13 protein-coding genes are annotated in these 14,700 nt (G+C 51.0%); 3 read left to right on the plus strand and 10 right to left on the minus strand.

The window, feature by feature from the left end; genetic code table 11:
* The first annotated feature begins 2 nt into the window (after positions 1-2).
* Positions 3-1,067: an App1 family protein gene (locus tag ACTJJS_RS28165; protein WP_440666826.1), complete on the plus strand. Its 1,065-nt coding sequence runs from the start codon at positions 3-5 to the stop codon at positions 1,065-1,067.
* On the opposite strand, the gene ACTJJS_RS28170 is transcribed toward ACTJJS_RS28165, so the two are convergent.
* The 10 genes from ACTJJS_RS28170 to ACTJJS_RS28215 form a co-directional block, all read right to left on the minus strand.
* On the minus strand, positions 1,039-1,962 hold the full coding sequence (locus ACTJJS_RS28170; RefSeq protein ID WP_440666828.1) for a class I SAM-dependent methyltransferase: 924 nt from the start codon (positions 1,960-1,962) through the stop codon (positions 1,039-1,041). The two genes, ACTJJS_RS28165 and ACTJJS_RS28170, sit on opposite strands and share 29 nt — an antisense overlap.
* Positions 1,963-2,047: 85 nt before the next feature.
* On the minus strand, positions 2,048-3,802 hold the full coding sequence (locus ACTJJS_RS28175) for an ABC transporter ATP-binding protein (RefSeq protein ID WP_440666830.1): 1,755 nt from the start codon (positions 3,800-3,802) through the stop codon (positions 2,048-2,050).
* Positions 3,786-5,528 (minus strand): ABC transporter ATP-binding protein, encoded by a 1,743-nt coding sequence (locus ACTJJS_RS28180; protein ID WP_440666832.1) that lies wholly within the window; start codon positions 5,526-5,528, stop codon positions 3,786-3,788. Before ACTJJS_RS28180 ends, ACTJJS_RS28175 begins: the two co-directional genes overlap by 17 nt.
* A gap of 209 nt (positions 5,529-5,737) precedes the next feature.
* Positions 5,738-8,425, minus strand: coding sequence for a malto-oligosyltrehalose synthase (treY, locus tag ACTJJS_RS28185; protein ID WP_440666834.1), 2,688 nt, complete (start codon positions 8,423-8,425; stop codon positions 5,738-5,740).
* Positions 8,415-10,256 (minus strand): malto-oligosyltrehalose trehalohydrolase, encoded by a 1,842-nt coding sequence (gene treZ, locus ACTJJS_RS28190; RefSeq protein WP_440666836.1) that lies wholly within the window; start codon positions 10,254-10,256, stop codon positions 8,415-8,417. Before treZ ends, treY begins: the two co-directional genes overlap by 11 nt.
* Positions 10,257-10,323: 67 nt before the next feature.
* On the minus strand, positions 10,324-10,776 hold the full coding sequence (locus ACTJJS_RS28195; protein WP_440666837.1) for a response regulator: 453 nt from the start codon (positions 10,774-10,776) through the stop codon (positions 10,324-10,326).
* A gap of 251 nt (positions 10,777-11,027) precedes the next feature.
* Positions 11,028-11,231 (minus strand): hypothetical protein, encoded by a 204-nt coding sequence (locus ACTJJS_RS28200; protein ID WP_168874351.1) that lies wholly within the window; start codon positions 11,229-11,231, stop codon positions 11,028-11,030.
* A 152-nt stretch (positions 11,232-11,383) separates the two neighbouring features.
* Complete coding sequence (locus ACTJJS_RS28205; protein ID WP_343746777.1) at positions 11,384-11,782, minus strand: hypothetical protein; 399 nt, start codon at positions 11,780-11,782, stop codon at positions 11,384-11,386.
* Between the two features lie 81 nt (positions 11,783-11,863).
* On the minus strand, positions 11,864-12,883 hold the full coding sequence (locus ACTJJS_RS28210) for a hypothetical protein (RefSeq protein ID WP_440666839.1): 1,020 nt from the start codon (positions 12,881-12,883) through the stop codon (positions 11,864-11,866).
* Between the two features lie 79 nt (positions 12,884-12,962).
* On the minus strand, positions 12,963-13,772 hold the full coding sequence (locus ACTJJS_RS28215) for a helix-turn-helix domain-containing protein (protein WP_440666840.1): 810 nt from the start codon (positions 13,770-13,772) through the stop codon (positions 12,963-12,965).
* A gap of 57 nt (positions 13,773-13,829) precedes the next feature.
* On the opposite strand from ACTJJS_RS28215, the gene ACTJJS_RS28220 reads away from it, so the two are divergent.
* Together ACTJJS_RS28220 and ACTJJS_RS28225 are read left to right on the plus strand one after the other, a co-directional pair.
* Positions 13,830-14,237, plus strand: a complete 408-nt coding sequence (locus ACTJJS_RS28220; RefSeq protein ID WP_440666841.1) for a hypothetical protein — start codon at positions 13,830-13,832, stop codon at positions 14,235-14,237.
* A 62-nt stretch (positions 14,238-14,299) separates the two neighbouring features.
* A complete protein-coding gene (locus tag ACTJJS_RS28225; RefSeq protein ID WP_343746779.1) occupies positions 14,300-14,698 on the plus strand; it encodes a tetratricopeptide repeat protein in 399 nt (132 codons plus the stop codon).
* The last annotated feature ends 2 nt before the right edge of the window (positions 14,699-14,700 follow it).

Here is a 14,700-nt window from a genome sequence, read left to right on the forward strand (position 1 = left end):
ATATGCATTCATCCGGCAAATACAAATATGGCGCCGCAAAAGACAGCCGCTCCCGGCGCTGGTGGGCGCGTATCGGCATCAACACCGGCACGGTGGTAAAAGTTTATCACGGATACGGCCATGAAGGCGAGTTACAGGTATTTGGACATGTGCTCTCCCGCAGCCCCCTTACGGAGAGGCGTACCCGTTATCACCTGCTGGGCAATATTTGGGCCCTGCTCCGGTTGTTCATGGTGAAACCCAAGCCCCTTGCCGCTGTGCAACTGCTATGGCAGGGACAGACCATCCATGCGAAAACAGCAGATGACGGCTTTTTTCACTTCCAGTGGAAACCGGAGTATCCTACTTCCGCTGGCTGGCATCCGGTAACGGTAACGCATACACAAAATGGGGAAAATATTGCAGCCGGCACCGGTGAAATATATATTCCCCATCGTACGCAGTTTGGCTGCATATCTGACATTGATGACACGTTTCTCATCTCCCACTCAGACAAGCCGTTCCGAAAACTGAAAGTACTCTTTACCCATAATGCCGCCAGCAGGCGCCCGTTTGAAGGCGCTGTGCGCCACTATCAGCTGCTCAGTCATGGACATACCGTACCTCCTATTCCCAATCCCTTTTTTTATGTGTCCAGCAGTGAATGGAACCTGTATGATTACATCCGGGAATTTTCGCATGCCTGGAAACTGCCGGAAGGCGTTTACCTGCTGAATCAGTTAAAACGCTTCTCTCAGCTGCTGAAAACAGGCCGGGGGAAACATCATACTAAATTTACCCGTATAGCCCGTATACTGGAAAGTTACCCTCATATGCCCTTTATTCTGCTGGGAGATGATACCCAGCAGGACCCCTACATTTATGAGGCGATCGCCCGCCATTTTCCCCGCCGGATCATCGGTGTGTACCTGCGCCACCTCTCCGCTCAAAAGAAACCGGGAGTGCTGGCAGTGGCCCGTAACCTGGAGACATTAGGCATTGCGTGCTGTTATTTCCGGCACAGTGAAGAGGCGATCGCGCATTCACGCCGCATGGGACTTATTGCTCCCCTGCCGGCATCCTGGTGACAATGGTACAGGAAAACCGGGCTGTCACCGGGATGGTGCGGACGATAAATTCTTCGGGAGACAGATATTTTTCCACCATTGGTAGTGAGGGCGCATAGTGGTAACTGCCACCGGGACGCAATGCCCGCAGCATTTCCATGTATTTGGCGGCATACCGTGTACAATCGGGGCTGTTGCGGTGGTGGTGATGCAGAAAGTGATTAGAGAAAGAAAGGTTGGAAACGATAGTGCCCCAATAACCCGATGGCAGAACAAAATCCAGCCAGTCGCCCGTCTTCAGGTAAGCCTCCGGAGCCGCAATAAACCGGTCCACCCCATAAGCGGCAATACCCTGTTGCCGTAACAGCCGTACCAGGGCGGCCTGTGTACCGCACCCCATATCCAGTACCGGCTCCTTCAATGTGGCGGGGTCCAGTTGCAGGACGTCCAGTTGCATTGCTGCCGCATATTCGGCACAGACGACGGGCTTCAGTTGCGCACCGGCCTGGCTGTAATATGTTTCAAAAAAAGGATGAGTGCGTTGTAACCACTGCTGCAGGCGCCTGGTATGCCGCGCTGTCAGCAGTGTTTCATGGAAACTGCCGGATGTGGCGGCAGCGACAATATCCTCCACCAGGGCGACATACACTTCCTTCAGGGCCGCAGTGTTGGCGGCGGCCATATCGAAGTATTGGTTCACTTCACAAAAGGTGCGGCGGGCGCTTCCTGTCAGATAATCCACCACTTCCGCGGCCTTGTCCGCATCGCGCAGCGCCAGTATTTCCGGTACGCCTTCCGTTGTCAGGCGGCGGGTGACGGCTGTCCAGCCGATTTCATTGCCGGGATAAAAAAAATTGTGCCGGGCGTGTTGCTGATACTGGCAATCAATACTGTGGCGGATAAGGTTGGATATCATGCTGCAAAGGTATATCAAAAAAAAGCAGTCAGGCCTCATGGCCTGACTGTTATTCAAACAATTAACGATGTCGTATATACGAAAATCAATGACGGTTGCCATGCATCAGCTGGTCCACCACCTGGTGGAAAGATCCCGCATTTGTCACCGCGCCATCATTGACGAAAAATATTTCATCGGCATTTTCGATGGTATTGAGGCGGTGCGCGATAATTACCCTGGTGGTGGTAGCCGGTAATTTATCCAGTATTTCACCCAGTAGTTTTTCCGTCACCGTATCGATATTGGCGGTAGCCTCGTCCAGTATCAGAAGGTCCGGTTTGCGCAACACGGCGCGTATAAAGGCGATCAGCTGTTTTTGCCCAAGGCTTACCCCTTCTCCGGCCGACTGTACCTGCGTGTCCAGACCATGCTCAAACAGGCCCAGTAACTTTTCCAGGTTGGCGGTACGGATCACTTCTTCCAATTGATCGTTGGTGTAATTTTCATATTCTTCGTTGCCATACAGGATGTTTTCCCGGACGGTGCCGGTAAACAGGATGGGGTCCTGCAAAATGAAGCCGATGCGGCGGGTGCGTTCTGCCGGGGCAAAGGAACGGATGTCTTTTCCATCAAGCAGTACGCGGCCTTTTACCGGATCATACAGGCGGGCTATCAGCGAGGCGGTGGTGGTTTTACCGCCACCGGTAGGGCCTACCAGCGCATATGTTTTTCCTTTCTCGAGACGGAGGTTGATGTTGTGCAGTATCTCACGTCCTTCGTCATAGCCGAAGTGCACCTGTTTCATTTCCAGCAATGGCGCGGCTTCCTGCCGGGTTTGATCGTCGATGGTGCCCATATTGTTTTCCAGCACCAGTATCTCTGAGATACGCTCCCATCCGGCCATGGCCGTCTGGAAGTTGGCCCACAGGGTTGCCAGTTGCCGCAGCGGGCTGTAAAAGTAATTGACATAGGCGATGTAGCTGACCAGCAATCCTATGGTAAAAGAACCAGTGCTGATCAGGTGTACGCCATAAATCAGTATCAGCAGTTGTGCCATACTGGACATCAAACTGTAAAACGGCAGAAATACGTTGTTGGCAATGCCCATGGCAGTTGCCGTCGTATAGTTTTTCCGGTTGGCTTCATTGAACCGGTGCATGAAATAGTCACGGCGACCGAAAGCCACCACCACTTTAAAGTTACTGAGGCTTTCCTGTATTTCCGCACTCAGTCCGCCTACCGTTTTCAGGTTCGCCGCATTTTTCTTTTTCACCCAGGGGGACAGCAGCCTGGTAAAAATCAGGGCCAGCAAGGCAGGCAACAGGGCCAGCGCGCCCAGCCTGATGTTCAGCGTCAGCAGGAAAATGCCGGCACCGGTCATGGAGATAATGCTACCCACGAACTGCATCAGGGCCTGTGAAAAAAACTGGTTGAGTTTATCAGTATCGTTGTTTACGCGGGAGATCAGGTCGCCGGCCTTGTTTTGGTTAAAAAAGGCCACCGGCAGTTGCTGCAACTTATGAAACACCGCATTGCGCAAGGTATAGAGCGTACGTTGCCCTACTGTGCCCATGAGCTTTGTTTGCAGATAGTTGACACCGAAAGCGGTCAGATAAACCACCAGCAGCACGGCGGAGTATACCAGCACCCCATGATACTGTTTATGCATCACGTAGGTATCGATGGCATAAGCCGTTAGCAAAGGGCCCAGCAGGTTCAGTCCGGAGTTGCCAATGGTAGCCAGCAATGCCAAAGCCAGTTTGCTCTTTTCATGGGAGATCAGTTGCAACAGGCCTTTGAAAGCTGTGTAGTTTGACACGCCTTTTCCCGTAACAGGTTTATTAAGATTGTAATTCATAATTGCTGGTGCTTTGCTGGGAGTTAAAAATCTGTACATAGTCCGGGCTTTTCTCCATGAGCTCTTCATGGGTGCCGGCTGCGATCATTTCGCCCTGCATGAGGAGGATGATCTGATCGTAGTGGGTGACCGCCCCGATTTTCTGGGTGACAGACACGAGGGTGAGGTCGGGGTAGTTCCGGTGTACGTTGGCCAGGATCTTCCGCTCGGTGCGGGTGTCTACGCGGGCGGTAAAATCGTCCAGCAGCAGTATTTTCGGGTCCAATGCCAGCGCACGGGCCAGCATGAGCCGTTGTTTTTGTCCGCCGGAGAGACTGGTGCCACGCTCCGATACAATGGTACTAAGCTTTTCGGGCAGCTGGTCGGTAAATTCCTTTACTTCCGCCGTGGTGATCGCTTTTTCCAGTGATGCGTCGGTGACCACGTCACTGAAAGCTATATTTTCCCGGACGCTCATGTTAAACACCACGCTGTCCTGGAACACAAATCCCACCTGCTGGTGAAAGGATTCGCTTTCGTAATCGGCGATATTTTCGCCGTCAATTTTTATTGTTCCTTCATTGGGTTTGGTCAACCGCATCAGCAGGTAAAGCAGTTGTGTTTTCCCTGCGGCCGTGGGCCCGATGATCGCTATTTTGGAACCCGCTTTTACGGAGAAGGAGATATCTTTCAGCACCGGTTTTTCGCCGTAGCTGAGCGACACATGTTCACAGGAGATGCTGCCATCGAGCTTTTTAACCAGGGTGCCTGTTTCCAGCATGTCCGGAGAATTCAGTACGCCGCTGATGCGCTGGTAGGAAGCCGTAGCCTGTGCGATCACGTTGCTCATAAAACCTATCACGAGTACCGGGAATATCAGCAGCGTCAGGTAGCTGTTGAACGCCGCAAAATCACCGATGGTCATGCTGCCGTCGATCACGAAGCGGCCGCCCAGCGCGAGGATGGCCAGGCCGGTCATATTAGCCGTAAAAACGATCACCGGAATCAGGCCGGCGAACAGCCGCAGGATGGAGAGGCCGAATTCCAGCGCCTTTCCGTTGGCATCCAGGAATTTTTCGTACTCCCGCTGCTGTGAGTTCACCACGTTGATAAGCGCAGCGCCAAGGATACTTTCGTTGATCACCTTATTGAGCCGGTCCATCACTTCGCGGCTCTTCATAAACAGGGCCCTTACCTTCTTCAGTACAAGGAAAAAGGTGATCCCCATGATCGGAATGGCGGCAATTACCACGAGGGCCAGCTTCCAGTCGATCGTCAATAACAGGATACTGGCGCCGATAATAATGAAGAACGATGACACCAGCGATACGATGGCCTGGGACACGAACAGTTTGATAGAGTCCACGTCAGCGGTGAGATTGGTCAGCAACCGGGAGGGGTTGGACTGTTCCATCCACGCATAGCTTTGGCGGGATATTTTTTCCGCCAGTTGCTCGCGCAGGCTTTTAGCCACCTTTTCTGATGCATAGGTCTGGATGATGTTCTGGAAATAGGTAAACACAAAAATCAGCAAAGCGGCCAGGCCAAATTTGATGACCAGGGGCTCATAGGCGAAAGCGCCCCGGGAAAAGTCATCAATGCCATGTCCGATGATTTTAGGCAGCCACAGGTTCAGGCTGTTGCCCAGCAGGGCAAACAGCACCAACAGGCTTATCAGTCCTTTGTATGGCCGTAACAATCCAAAGATACCCGACGATTTTTTCTCCTTGAGGGAAGGTTGTTTCATATAGTTGGGCGGTGATTAGTGTATGAGAGCATGGTGAGCAATCTTACAAACTTATGAACTTAAAAATACAAAACCAATATCAACTGTGACGACGAACAGTCGTCGGAAATATTGTAATGGTCAACTTATTTTTTTTTGACGGCACAAAAATATTGAACAGTGTTCAAATTTTAAAACAATATTCTAAAATAATCAGAAAAAGTTTTTTATCAGCGGTGGAATTTATGGTCTGCCACGGGAAAAAGCAGTACTACAGGGCATTGCTGTGTACCCGGCAACAACAGCTGGCCATTTTGTGCGGTGAGGATATCACCGGTAAAAACGTTCTTCCATTTTTGCGGCGCATTGGCGGGGAGGGCCAACGGAGCCAGGTCATGTTTGCCCAGATGTGCGGCCGGCAACAGGGGCGCTACCACAATGCACCAGTCCTGGCGGTATTTGCGGGCGTAAGCAATCTGACTGCTGCGCTCCCCTGCTGTCAGCGGAATATATTCTCCGTGAATAAACAACGAGGTATGGGCATTTCTGAGTTGTAACGCTTTACTGACCAGGTACAGCTTTTCCCTGCCTACTGCTGATTTGGCGCCAGCATGTTCTTTCGGCCATCCGGGAGCGTGGTCTTCTTCCTGCCACCCCGCCAGCAGTTTACGCCGCAGCGGGTAATTGACCAGATGGCGGCCATCGTTGCTACCGGCACTAAAGTCCCATAGCTCACATCCCTGATAAATATCCGGTATGCCCGGCGCTGTTATTTTGATGAGTGTTTGCGCCAGCGAAAAGATATGCGCATGCACGCCCAGTTTTTCTGCCAGCTGGTGCATTCCTTCCATAAAAGCGCTGCCTGGCGACAGTATTTTTTCGATGAACTGCAGGCAGGCCAGCTCGTAGGCCGTATCCGGCAACAGCCAGCTGCTGTGTACTTTCGCTTCCCGCACCACTTTCAGGAAGGTGGCAGTGATATGGGCCACAAAATCAGCATCCGCCTCCGCAGAAACAGGCAGACAGGCCAGCACAGCCTGATAGATGAAATATTCGTCGTTCAGGTCCGGTGCGGGCTGTTCATCGATCAATGTGACATGCTCATGGTTCATGGTATGCCAGGCCTGCACCTGTTGAATCCAGATGTCTGGTATGATGGTCAGGGCATTGAGCCGGATGCGGGCATCTTCTCCCCAGCGGGTGTCATGGGTGGCGGTGGTATTGAGGGAAAAGGGCGAGAGGTACTGCCGCACGGCCATCCGTTCGTGAAAACCGTCCAGCGTGCATTTGTTCAGTACCGGCGAGTCTCCGGCCTCGTTGTGCGACAGCAGTGCATTGTACACGTAGAAAAGTGTTTCCTCCACCCCTTCGCGGTACAGTTGCCCGGCGAACTGGGTGATTTTTTTCAGCAGGGCCAGGGCAGCCACTGCCTGTTGTTGTTTTTTATCGGGGTCCCAGAAGGAACGAATCAGCTCCAGCGCCGTACCTGTTGCCGGATTGCGCAGGATAGCCTCTTCCACGGCCTTGTCCAGCTGCTGCGTATCTGTGAGCGACAATGGCCATCCTTCCGGATAGATACGGTTGGCAGGCAGGCACACCATAAAATCGCCCATTGCCATTTTAAGCCGGCCTTTGTCTGTTTCCGGGAGCACCAGCTTCAGGCGGAATACTTCCCTCACCAGGTTATCCCATTCGCCATTCATGTGTTTCTCCAGCACCAGCTGTTTCTTTCTGCCTGCCAGTTTCGGATACTGCGAGAGATTGGGAAAATGTGCCCGGTAAAAGCGGCCCAGTTTTTCCATGCCTTCCACATCTGTCAGCAGCTGGCTTACGCCGGCCAGGAAATCGTAGCCGGTACTCCCCTGCAGCGCCCATCTTTCGGGCAGTGTTTCATGGCCTGCCAGTATTTTTTCCGCGATGATGTAACAATTATTGCCAAACAGTTCCCGCAGATGATAGATGTATTGCGCCGGGTCCAACAGCCCGTCAATCTGGTCAATACGCAACCCCTGGATAATGCCTTCCTGGTATAGCCGGTGCAGGAAGCCATGATATTCGTCAAACACTGTTTTGTCTTCCATGCGCAGCGCGATGTGTTCATTCACCCCGAGAAAACGGCGGTAGTTGATACGAAAATCTGCCTCACTCCTGGCGGTGAAGGTATAATGCTGGAGGTCCAGCAATTCATACAGCAGCGGTGTATTGTTGTTGACCAGATGAAGCAATGGCAGGAATGCCTGTTTGCGGGGCGGCTTCAGCATGGATTTCATGGCTTCCCAGTCCAGCAGGGACCGTCGTTGCAGGACGTTGGCTTTCATTTCCGCAAGCCAGTCCTTCACCGGGTCCATTCCCGGTGGCAGGACGCTCAGCAGCCATTTGTAACTCTGCGCAGACAATGGCCATGTTTGTGCGCCGGTGGCCAGTCCCAGCCCCAGCCTGTTGTAATTAAGACGGATACCGCCATCGGCCATGGTTTCCCGCAGGTTTTTTTTCAGGAAAGGCATCATCAGTTTCCCGTGCAGGTCTTTGTCCGGATGGTGCCAGTCGATGTCAAAATAGTTGTAGTAAGGCGAGGCGGTGCCTCTTTCCAGCGCGTCCACGAGGCGGGTGTTATTACAATGGAAGGCCATGTAGTTGGGAACGATATCCTGTATCCAGCTCATGCCGAGCGAGCGGAGTTTGACATGCAGCTGGCGCATATGGGCGAGGGAGCCGATAGCGCTGTTGATTTCACGTGGATTGGTGATATCATAGCCATGCAGGCTTCCGGGCGCCGTTTCGAAAACCGGGGAGGCATAAATAGTGGTGATACCCAGCTGGTGCAGGTAGTCAAGCTGTTTTTCCAGGTCAGTGAAAGTAAAGTCCCTGTTAAATTGTATGCGGTAGGTCGCTACCGGGGTAAAGAATTCATTCCTCATGATGCGCCATTTCATAGACAACAGCCGAGAGGGGCTGCAGCAAAATCGGTTCATTCTCCAATACTTCATCAGCGGCTTTCACACCTGGACCGTTCCACATTTCATGGGCGGAATCAAATATTTTCTTTAGCGGTGTTGGGGCCATATGATAAGTTTGCACTGCCTTATCAAAATTCAATAGTATCAACACCGTATCCTGTCCGCTGGTTCGTTTCATGACCAGTAAAGGCAGCTCGCCGGCAGGAAATATCTGTAGCACATCTTTGGAGAGGGTACGCATGGCGGGGCGATGTTTTCTGAAAGCGATCAGGAAACGGTAACAGGCCAGCATGGCAGCGTTAGCAGCTGTTGTAGTGTCCCACTGCAGCCGGCTGCGCAGGAAGGTATCTTCCAATTGGGGGTCTGGTATAGACTTGCTCGTATTAAAAAAAGCGGAGAACCAACGGCTCCGGTTCTTTTTCATGGCCTCCACCAGATCGGGGTCTCCATGGGACGTAAAAAACAAAAAAGGGGATTTCTCCCCGTATTCTTCTCCCATTAGCAACAAAGGGATAAAGGGGGATAAAATCACTGCAGAGGCTGCCAGTTTCAGGGCTTCAAAGGACACCAGTGTGCTAAGCCGTTCTCCCAGCATCCGGTTGCCTGTTTGTTCATGATTTTGGGAGAAGACCACAAAATGCCGGGCGTCGCTGTCTGTCAGCCGGCGGCCAAATTTTCGTTTACGGAACGGGGAATACTGCCCGGTATACACAAATGCATTGGTAAACGCATGTGCCAGATGGGCCAGTTGCCCAAAATCTTCATAGTATCCCTGTGTTTCACCGGTCAGCAGGCTATGCAGCGCATGATGGAACTCATCGGCCCATTGTGCAGTAAGGCCGTATCCACCGGCCGCTACGGGGTTGGTGTAACGGGGATCGTTCAGATCGGTGGACGCGATGAGCAGTTTTCGTCTGCCGGTCTGCTGCTCCAGTTCCTCCACTGCTGCTGACAATTGCCAGGTGAAGTGCTGCGCGCTGTTATCCTGACAGGTATGCAGCGTGTCCAGCCGCAGCCCATCGATATGAAATTCATCCAGCCACATCAGCGCGTTCTGGACATAAAAGTCACGCACCGGATCACACCAGGCATCGTCGAAATTGATGCCGGCGCCCCAGGGCGTGGAATATTTCTCGGTAAAATAAGGGCCGTAGTCGGGCTGATAGTTTCCTTCAGCGCTCGAGCGGCAGTAGACCATGTCCAGGATAACGGCCATTCCGAGATGGTGGGCGGTGTTGACCAGCGCCTTAAAATCATCGGTGGTGCCGTAGCGGTTGTGTAACGCAAACGGGTAAACGCCGTCATATCCCCAGTTACGGTCGCCGGAGAACTGGCATACCGGCATCAGCTCTATGGCAGTGATGCCCAGGGCTTCGAGGGCAGGCAGCCGTTCTCGGGCTGCCTGAAATGTACCTTCGGGCGTAAAAGCGCCTATGTGTATTTCGTAAATGATGAGGTCTTCCGGCGGGAGGCCTTTCCAGTCTTCATCGGTGAAGATAAAGCTGGCGGGATTTGTCACGCAGGAAGCGCGGTGTACCGTACTCTCCTGCCGTCTGGAAGCAGGGTCCGGCCGTTGCAGGTGCTCATCCAGCAGGTAATAATAGTGCATGCCTTCCGAGACGTCTTGTACCGTAACACGCCAGTAACCGTTGTCTTCCGGGAGGAGCGGATAAGCCACTTCTTCTCCGCCCAGCAGGAGCAACGTAACACTCTTCCTGAACGGCGCCCATACACAGAAAACACATTCTCCGTTTTCTTTCAGCAATGCTCCTTGTTGATAACGTGTCATCATCTCACCGGTGTTTAAGACAGGAAAATATTTTCACGCCAACCCCGTTGAAAGCAAGGTTACTGTTACACTACACCAATACCGCAGGGAGTAGCGCCCCCATAACCGGCTGAGACAGCGCGGGTTGTTTTGCGCTGACGGTCTCAAATATCAGCTTTAGTCCGTCACGCAAAGCGTGCAGATTGGAGGGTTTGACCATCCAGTCAGCAGCGCCCATAAATTTCATCCGGGTCATATCTTCCGGATCAAAAGACGGGGCATAAAAAATAACAGGAACATCCTTTAACAGCGGCGACTGCAGTATTTCTTCCAGTTGACGGGCACCATCAACAGCCAGCCTGCGGGTGTGCAGGAAAATAAAATCGGGTTTCCCCGGCTGCCGGGTGGCATAGGACAACGCATCGGCGGCGTTATCAAAGCAAATACAGGCTTGGGTTACCTGTAACAGATCGAGCGCAAGAAAAAACTGGTTTCTGTTGTCACGAATGTCATCAATCACAAAGCAGGACATCTTCTGTTTCATTGTTACGGATAGTTTATTCACATGGTAAACGAAAACGGTTAACAACCGGCAGGTCTCAAAAGAAATGCCGGCGCAAAATTACGGCATAATCACTATGTTATTTTTTTTCGTGTAGATAAAAATCCCATTTCGTGTAATGCACGTGTAAAATAACCGCGACGGAGACCCGGCCGGAGGCCGTTAAAAACGGAAAATAAAAAACCGGCAGTCATTTTTTGATGACCCCGGTCATATACGGGATTAAAATCCGGTTAACCCATGGCACTGCTATAAACATCTTCCTGTTGTGCCGGATGATGGTTCTGCCCGAATATCTTTTGTTTCGTATGTACATCATCTTCCAGAACACCTGCAGAGCGGTCAATCATCCTGTCCCTGCTTTTTTTAACCAGATAGATTATCAATCCTGCTGCCGCAGTGCCTACAAGCGTGGATGCCAACAATATCTTTTTCATGGTGACGAAGTTTTATTCAGTAATCGTTCCGCCAAGAGTTGTGCCACGAAAACCGTCCTGTTCCGGATTTAACATTTTGCTGGCAAAGAAAAGGGCTGCTCCCTTACAGAGCAACCCCGTCATCAATCATTCCTGAAAAAATTGTCCGGCACTTATTTAATGTCTGCCCAATAAGTACCATCCTTGTCTTTACCAATAGTTAAAATATTCCCTTTATTCAACTGTTCATTACACCATTTGGCAAATTTCAGTTTGTCTTTGGAGGAAAAGGAATGCTGCCTGACAGCCAGCAGGTCTGTTCCACTGTTAAGGCTGGCAGGAGAGCTAACGATATAAATGCCCTTGCCCGGCTCTAACGCCAAAGTGTAGACATGGCCCTGGTTCAGTAGTGGTTCATATTGTGCAAGAAATTCTTCCACATCATGGAAATAAACCTGCTGCGGTACAGTAGCCGAAGAAAACGGGATGATGTGATTTGCCTGCGCCTGGGCAATCATGGTACAGTTAACAAAGGTGCCTCCTATCAGTAAGGAGAAAAACAGCTTTTTCATATAGGTAACATTTAGTTTCCTTAAAAATAAAAGCATCTACTGCCACGAAAACACAGGACTGTAGCAATATTGCAGCATACCTCATTTATTTCCGTAACACATCGCGATAGCATGAAAAGCGGCCTTGGGTTCCCAGGGCAGCCCCGGATAAGTTTGTCCTGTCGCCTGCTCCAGCACCTTCACAATGCCATAGCTGGCCATATCCAGATCATATGCGGGGTCCTGCCGGTGGGGCAGATTATATTGAGCGAACGTGCACAGGAATACCGCCGCTACATTTTCCGCGGCAAAAATTCCGAACAGTTCTTTGATATGTGCCGCCTGTTCCGTTTCATCCCGGATATGGTCTCCATTCAATGTAAGGGGCGTTGCAGCCCATTTTACCAGTTCACCGCCGTGTGCGCCGATATCCGCGCCTCCACGTAGTGTAACGCATCCAAACTCCGTGATGGCGAGCGGCTTGTTCATTTGCATCATCCGGCGAAGCCCCGGCAGGAAAGCGGCCGCAATATCTGCGGACCGGTATCCTGCGTCGGTAGCTACAAAATCGAAGAGGTCCCAGTCAATGGCGCTGAACTCCAACGGTATGGAAGCATAGCTGACGAGGCCGCCAAACCGCTGCCGGACCAATGGCATCAGTTCTTCGAAAAAAGCACGCAGCCGGTTTTGTACGGACGGGATTTCCATTCTTAATTTTGCGGGATCTTTAAAGAGACCGAGGCGTTCGTCCAGGTTGACCGGAGAGAAAAACCCTACGTTGAACAAGCTGATCTCTGAACCTGTCAGCAAGACAACGGCCGCTCCCGTTCTTCTGAGCCGCTCTGCACGTTCAGCCGCGTCCAGCAGAAAGCCGGTCAATTCATCGATGGTCAGGCCACAGGTGAAAGGCGAATACCATACTTCCAGTCCGGCCGCCGCCGCAAGCCGGGCGGCAATTTCCAGCCGGCCGGCATCGCCGCCGGTGACGCGTACCGCATTGCAATGCAATTCATTTTTGATGATTTGCATTTCCTGCATCACCATAGCAGGTTCAAACTTTTCTTTGGTGCTTACACCGAGATTGATAAACCCGGTATCATAAGTAATTCCTTTTATCCGCATAGACAGTTTATTTATCTGCGCAAGATAAAAGGGTCATCAGGCATCGTATGCAGGCGGGAAGGGTATGTACAAGTTTATCTCACTTCTGTACAACAAGTTGTGTTTCCCGGAACTTCCGGGGCGATAAATTGGTTTGTGTTTTAAAAAATTTGGAGAAATGCGCCATATCACCGAACCCCAGTTCATAAGCCACCGCTTTGACAGAGCTGTCCGGCAATGCCAGCCGCCTTTGGGCTTCCAGCATGATTCTTCCGCGGATAATGTCTGTAGCCGATTTACGATAGTGTTTTTTACAAAGCGCATTCAGCTGATGAGGCGTAACCTGTAACCGGGACGCGTAAAACTGCAGTTCCCTATACTTTTTAAAATGCTGGTCCATCAGTTTCAGGTACTGCAACAGCAACGGCGGAATGCCATAGGCGTGCCTGTCCTTCATCATCTTTTCCATTTTCCGGCTGGCCGCCAGGGCTATCAGCCGCACCCTGGACATTACCACTTCCCATAACAACCGCTCTTCCGCCAGTTCTTTTTTTATACAGATAAACTCGTGCAGCAGATGAAGGTATTCCTCCTCCTCCAGCGCGATCACCGGGCACTGTTCATATACCAGCATATTGAACCGCAGCGCGCTTAATACCAGCCCGAATCTTTGAGGGCTGATGGTGAGCTGGTGCATTTCCATATAAGCCGGCCGCTCCACAGGAAGAGGTTGCTCCGGAAACAGAAAGCATAACTGGTAAGCAGTCGTTGTTTTTATCAACCTGATAAAATAAAAACCGGGCTTATCCAATACCCACAGGCATGCTTTTCCTTCATTATAGCTTAAACCATTTTCCTGATTTTTTTCAGGACGGGAAGATGGTTTACCGGCAACAGGCATTGCGTTCATGACAAATTATACTTGTCTGGTAAATATATACTAAATTGATCCCAATACATTAAATATATGATGGAATACACCGATCTCTCCCCCTCCCTACAGGCAGCGATGGAGAAAGCAGAAAACATCGCCACTGAACAATTACAGTCACTGCGCGATTTTAATCCGTTTATCCTTTGCGGGGAGTCACTCGATAAAATTGAACGCATACAAAGCCGGGAGACCGATGAAATGTTCGAAATGGCGGAAGAAATCATCGGGGAAATGGACGACAGTGAAACAACCGTACTGACCTATCCTGACACCATCATGCTAAACGATGGTACCTTCAATGCCATTGTTTGCCAGATTTACAATGTGGATGAAGACTTTGGTTATAGTTTTGGGCAGATATACCGTATCGACGCGGGCAAAATCAATTTTCTGAACAAACGGGTGTTCCTTGGAGAGGTGAGGAACCTCTTGGTTTTTTGATTCACTCTGTGAATACGGTAACATTTTTGTGGTTGATTTCTTCACATCAAACAGCGACAGTCATGGTACGTGAATCCCATAAGAGCCTGATTGAAAAAGGCCTTCAACTGGAAAAGGAAGGCGAACCGGAAAAGGCCATTCAGCTTTACCTGGACGTAGTGAAGAAAGACCATCTGAACGCAGCAGCCTACAACAGGTTGATGGTACTCTACAGAAAACAAAAAGCACCGCGAAAGGAAATCGCCATCATCAACGAGGCGATAAAAGCCTATGAGGACAATGTGAAAGCCGAACAATCAGCCTGGTCCAAAAAGAACAGGAAAGCCGCCAGCATCAGCAGGGAGCTGGTAAAGGCCCTGGGCCTGGTCGATAAGAAAGGAGCGCCTGTAAATCAACCTGCACAAATCGTTACCTGGAAGAAACGCAAAGAAAATGTCAGCAAAAAATTGGCCCATCAGTAAAT

The sequence above is a fragment of the Chitinophaga sp. 22308 genome (assembly GCF_052045305.1).
GTDB lineage: Bacteria > Bacteroidota > Bacteroidia > Chitinophagales > Chitinophagaceae > Chitinophaga > Chitinophaga varians_A.

What these genes read in the sequence shown, in the direction of transcription:
- ACTJJS_RS28165 (WP_440666826.1), top strand. Translation starts at nt 3, where the DNA reads ATGCATTCATCCGGCAAATACAAATATGGCGCCGCAAAAGACAGCCGC.
- ACTJJS_RS28170 (WP_440666828.1), bottom strand. Translation starts at nt 1,962, where the DNA reads ATGATATCCAACCTTATCCGCCACAGTATTGATTGCCAGTATCAGCAA.
- ACTJJS_RS28175 (WP_440666830.1), bottom strand. Translation starts at nt 3,802, where the DNA reads ATGAATTACAATCTTAATAAACCTGTTACGGGAAAAGGCGTGTCAAAC.
- ACTJJS_RS28180 (WP_440666832.1), bottom strand. Translation starts at nt 5,528, where the DNA reads ATGAAACAACCTTCCCTCAAGGAGAAAAAATCGTCGGGTATCTTTGGA.
- treY (WP_440666834.1), bottom strand. Translation starts at nt 8,425, where the DNA reads ATGAGGAATGAATTCTTTACCCCGGTAGCGACCTACCGCATACAATTT.
- treZ (WP_440666836.1), bottom strand. Translation starts at nt 10,256, where the DNA reads ATGATGACACGTTATCAACAAGGAGCATTGCTGAAAGAAAACGGAGAA.
- ACTJJS_RS28195 (WP_440666837.1), bottom strand. Translation starts at nt 10,776, where the DNA reads ATGAAACAGAAGATGTCCTGCTTTGTGATTGATGACATTCGTGACAAC.
- ACTJJS_RS28200 (WP_168874351.1), bottom strand. Translation starts at nt 11,231, where the DNA reads ATGAAAAAGATATTGTTGGCATCCACGCTTGTAGGCACTGCGGCAGCA.
- ACTJJS_RS28205 (WP_343746777.1), bottom strand. Translation starts at nt 11,782, where the DNA reads ATGAAAAAGCTGTTTTTCTCCTTACTGATAGGAGGCACCTTTGTTAAC.
- ACTJJS_RS28210 (WP_440666839.1), bottom strand. Translation starts at nt 12,883, where the DNA reads ATGCGGATAAAAGGAATTACTTATGATACCGGGTTTATCAATCTCGGT.
- ACTJJS_RS28215 (WP_440666840.1), bottom strand. Translation starts at nt 13,772, where the DNA reads ATGAACGCAATGCCTGTTGCCGGTAAACCATCTTCCCGTCCTGAAAAA.
- ACTJJS_RS28220 (WP_440666841.1), top strand. Translation starts at nt 13,830, where the DNA reads ATGATGGAATACACCGATCTCTCCCCCTCCCTACAGGCAGCGATGGAG.
- ACTJJS_RS28225 (WP_343746779.1), top strand. Translation starts at nt 14,300, where the DNA reads ATGGTACGTGAATCCCATAAGAGCCTGATTGAAAAAGGCCTTCAACTG.